This is a genomic window from Abditibacteriota bacterium (genome assembly GCA_017552965.1).
Classification (GTDB): domain Bacteria; phylum Armatimonadota; class UBA5829; order UBA5829; family UBA5829; genus RGIG7931.
On sequence record JAFZNQ010000092.1, the window covers coordinates 1 to 4,683 of the forward strand.

Annotated in this window: 3 protein-coding genes; 2 read left to right on the top strand and 1 reads right to left on the bottom strand. The window is 59.9% G+C overall.

What is annotated here, in order from left to right; all coding sequences use genetic code 11:
* Positions 1-255 precede the first annotated feature (255 nt).
* Entirely contained in the window at positions 256-1,008 is a 753-nt protein-coding gene (locus tag IK083_07790; protein ID MBR4749453.1) for a sugar phosphate isomerase/epimerase, read from the bottom strand.
* Between the two features lie 178 nt (positions 1,009-1,186).
* On the opposite strand from IK083_07790, the gene IK083_07795 reads away from it, so the two are divergent.
* On the top strand, positions 1,187-3,361 hold the full coding sequence (locus tag IK083_07795) for an Ig-like domain-containing protein (protein ID MBR4749454.1): 2,175 nt from the start codon (positions 1,187-1,189) through the stop codon (positions 3,359-3,361).
* Positions 3,362-3,938: 577 nt separating this feature from the next.
* Positions 3,939-4,683, top strand: a 745-nt coding sequence (locus IK083_07800; GenBank protein MBR4749455.1) for an AGE family epimerase/isomerase, incomplete at its 3' end; no start/stop codon positions are given.

Sequence of the window (4,683 nt, forward strand, 5' to 3'; positions counted from 1 at the left end):
GGCAGGCGCGCAGCGCCTGCCACACCACACTCGTCCCGGGACGTGGGAAAAGCCTTCTCCGGCGGTGGGCTTAGCGCGTTGCCCGGGTGTGTCCTTCCATTTCAGGAGATCTCTTACCGGTTTCGCATACGCTCAACCGCCGAGATGACGTTTTTATTGACCGCCGGCGCCATTTCCGCCGAAATGACGCGGGGTGTTGGCGGAGGCGCCGGGATGACGCGGGGTTGCGGCGCCGCGTCGGGGTGAATGAATTATCTACATTCCGCCTATGATCTCTCTCAGGGTGTCCGCTTCTCTCCCCAGAGTCTCGATCCTGTCGTCCGGCATGAATTCCAGCAGCAGGCAGCGATCGCCCTCAAAGCACCGCAGATAATCCCGCCATTCCTCCACGCCTTCGGAGAGAGGATACTTGATGACCTGCGGAGTCCGCCACTGAAACACGTGTATGTGGGTGGTCTTGGGAGCCATGGCCCGGGCATAGGCCAGATTGTCCTCTACGCTCTTGAACTGGGAGGGCTGCCAATAGGTCAGGAATCGGGGGGAGTCGATCTCGGAAAACATCTCGCGGGCTCCCTCCAGGGTCTCGTTGTAGGTCTTGACGTGGCATTCGGTGCAGATGGTGACCCCCTCCTTTTCTCCTATGGCCGCCAGGGCCCGGAAGGCGTCGAACAGCTCCTTTTTGCCCGACTTCTGATACTCGGCGTAAAAATCGTCACCCGCCCAGATGCGCAGCGTGTCGGTGCCCAGAATGCGGGCGGTGCGGATGTATTCGTAGATGCCTTCGGCGGGATGGACGCCGGCTCTGAAATAGGTGCCGTAGGAGCAGGTGAACAGCCCTGCGTCCGCCATGCGGGCGGCTATGTCCCGGGCTGTGTCCGGGTCCCCGGCGGGAGCGTGCACGTCGCTGCCCCACTCGATGCAATCCAGACCCGCCGCCCGGGACGCGGCTATGATCTCTGCTGGAGAATGCTTGCGGAAGCTGATGGATACAAGACCTGTGTTATACATATGGTGTCCTCATGATTTGCGTGTAGGGGCGGGGCTGCGGCCCCGCCGTCTTTATTATAACACAAACCGGCCGGGACGCGCTGCCGCGGCTCTCCGTTATATTTGTTTTATTGCCGCAAATACTGTATAATAAAGTTGAAAGTCCTGCCCCGCAGGGGGCGCAGCAAGGAGTCCGGCCATGACAAAGGCTATTAAAATCACTGTTTTATTATTGTTTGTAAGTTTACTGTCATCAGCGGGCGTGTTCGGCGTCACCGTCAACATCGACACGGTCCAGGACCTGAAGGCCCTGAACACCGGCGGTATGTGCCTGGGAAAAAACGACGTCCTGAATTTTGCCGCAGGCAAGACCTTTGACCTCACCGGCACCAAATGGAAAGGCATTTTCTGGAACGACGGCATGATATTGGGCAACGGCGCCACCATACTGTTGGACGATTTCCAGCTCACAATAGCTGAAGTCGGCCCGCAAACATTTTTGTGGGGCTTTGTCCATTACAATACGGGCAGTATCCAGCACCTGAATATCCGGCTCGCAGGGAACAAGACGTTCTCCGAGTATTCCGAAGAGGATGCCGGCGGCCTTCTCTGCGCCTGGAATGATTACGACGGCTCTATAGTCGGTTGTTCCGTGGACGGCGGCGGTGAAGGCGGACCCCGCCAGATATATCATTATTCCAACTACTTTGGCGCCATAGCAGGCAGCAATTACGGCACTATCGTCGAAGCCTCCGTGTCCGATCTCAAGATAGTTTGCTGCCTTGAAGACGGCTACCAGGGGCTGATAGCGGGGACCAATGAAGGCGGGAGCATAGTTCGCTCTGTCGCCCACGATTGCAAGCTGTGGGACGGCTTTTGGAACGGCGGGATAGCGGGCTATGCGGACGGCGGCACCCTGACTTCGTGCGCCGTGTGGAACTCGGACATCCTGTCGCCTGTGGTGGACTCCTGCGGCGGAGGCTTTGCCGGTTACGCCGAGGACTGCAATATCAATATAAGCTGCGTGTTCAAAACGGCCGTCAAGGCCGACTATTGCGGCGGCCTGATCGGGCAGGTGTACCATGTAAAGCTCAACGCCTGCTACGCTTGTCCCACCCGATATGAAGCCTATGAGGCCGGCGGCCTTCTGGTCGGGGATGTCTGCGACTCGGAGGGCGACTACAACTACGTGACCGACACAGCGAAGGCTGTGGGCCGCTCCGACGGGACCTCTTTCTCGGTTTACGACTTCACCCCGGCGGAGTTTACCGACGGGACCCTGCTCACCGCCCTGAAGAGAAACACCACTTGGTACGAAGGCCCTGACGGTTTCCCCGTACCCATCAGGCTCGGCACGCCTGTCACCGGCGTCACCCTGGACCTCCATTCCGTGACTCTGCAGACGGGCGAGACCAAACGCCTTACCGCCGAAGTGCTCCCCGCGGACGCCACCAACAAGGATCTCATCTGGTCCAGCTACGACAAGACGGTAGCCAAGGTGAGCTCCACGGGCAAGATAACGGCCATCGGCCCCGGCTCCACCACCATCCGGGTGAAGACCAAGGACGGGGAATATATAGACAAGTGCAAGGTGAAGGTCGTGGAACCTTCCGTCGCCGTCACCGGCGTGGCCCTGAACAAGACCAGCGCCAAGGTGGCCAAGGGCAAGACCATCACTCTGACCGCCACAGTAGCGCCATCGGACGCCACCAATAAGAACGTGACGTGGACCAGCTACGATACGACGATAGCCACCGTGACCTCGGAAGGCAAGGTGAAGGGTATAGCCCCCGGCACCACCACCATCAGAGTCAAGACCAAGGACGGGGGCTTTACCGCCAAATGCAAGGTGACCGTCACCCAGGCCACAGTCGCTGTCACCGGCGTGGCCCTCAATAAGACCGTGGCCTCCGTGGCCAAGGGCAAGACCTTTACCCTGAAGGCAGTAGTGGCCCCCGCGGACGCCACCAACCAGGCCGTGACCTGGCAGAGCTATGATACGAGCATAGCCACCGTGGATGCAAACGGCAAGGTGAAAGGCGTGGCCCCCGGCACCACCACCATCAAGGTGAAGACCAAGGACGGGGGCTTTACCGCCAAGTGCAAGGTGACCGTGGTCATCCCGGTGACCGGCGTCACTCTGGACGTGACAAGCGTGACTCTGAAGGTGGGCAAGACCAAGACTCTGACGGCTACCGTGAAGCCCTCCAACGCTACCGTTCCCGGCGTTATCTGGACGTCGGACAAGCCCACCGTGGCCAAGGTGAGCTCCGCCGGCAAGATCACTGCCGTAAAGAAAGGGACCGCCACCATCACCGCCACCACCAAGGACGGCGGCTTTACCGCCACCTGCAAGGTGACGGTGAAAGAGTAAGGCGTATTATCGGCGCTCCCCTTCGGCAATGCCCGAAGGGGAGCTTTTTTTCGCGCGCCCTCCGGCGCCTTGCGCCGGGATGACGTCTGTATTTGACCGCCGTTTCTGCAGCGGCGAGGACGCTTGTCCCGTCCAGGCTTAACGTCATTTCGGCGCCTCTGCAAGAGGCGGTAAGAAATCCCCTGTCACGAAGCCGCGAGCTGTGGTCGCCCAATAAGCCCGACGGGACAAAAAAGCGCTCTCTCATACCTCTCGCCTGCCCCGCGATACGGCCCCTCCCACCAGCCCTCTCTGCCAATGGCAGAGTAAGGAATGGGCTGGCGGGCCCTCCGTGGATCTCTTACCGCGGCCGGCAGGACGCCAAGGCGTCTGACATATGGCCGGCCGCGCCGAGATGACGCGGGGTTGGCGCCGAGATGACGGTTTTCCTTGCCCCGCGATACGGCCCCTCCCGCTCCGGCTCGTCCGTGACCGTGGCTCGCGGTTCTTTCGGAGAAAACCCTGCCTGCCATTCGAAGAACTCCTTCGATATATGCTATAATAAAACTATCATCTCATCGAATACGCGGGTCTTGTAATGAAAGAATATCAGACTACTTACAGGCAATACCTATTGGACAACGTGGTCCCGTTTTGGGAAAAGCACTGTCCCGACCCGGAGTACGGCGGCTATTTCACCTGCCTCGACCGGGACGGCTCTGTATATGACACGGAAAAATACATGTGGATGCAGTGGCGCATCGTGTGGATGTTCGCGGAGCTCTGCAACAAGGTCGAAAAAAAAGGCAAGTGGCTGGACGAGGCCCGGCAGGGCTATCTGTTTCTCACCGGTCACGGCAAGGACCCTCAGGGCCGCTATTATTTTTCCCTGAGCCGGGAAGGGGTCCCGGCCATGGCTCCCTACAACGCCTTTTCGGACTGCTTTGCGGTCATGGGGGCGGCGGCCCTTTACAAGGCCTGCGGGGACCCGGACGCCCGCCGGGAGGCCCTGTCTGCCTACGAAAGCTACTCCGCCCGGGAAAAGAGGCCCAAGGGCGAGTGGACCAAGGAGCTGGAGGGCAAAAAGGCATACCTGAGCTTCGGCTTTTATATGATGCAGCTCAATCTGCTGTCGGTGCTGCAGGAAAACCTGGGCGTCGACAACTCAGGGGAGCTGGCCCGGCTCCGCCGCTTCGTCCTCGACACCTTTTACAGCCCGGAGCATGGAGTGGTGTTTGAGAACGTGCCTCCCAAGGGAGGGCCGGACCTGTCCTCCATGACCGGCCGCCACACCAACCCGGGCCACGCTCTGGAGGCCATGTGGTTCATCATGTCCTCGGCCC

Coding starts and splice junctions, on each gene's coding strand:
- IK083_07790 (MBR4749453.1), bottom strand. CDS start 1,008: ATGTATAACACAGGTCTTGTATCCATCAGCTTCCGCAAGCATTCTCCA.
- IK083_07795 (MBR4749454.1), top strand. CDS start 1,187: ATGACAAAGGCTATTAAAATCACTGTTTTATTATTGTTTGTAAGTTTA.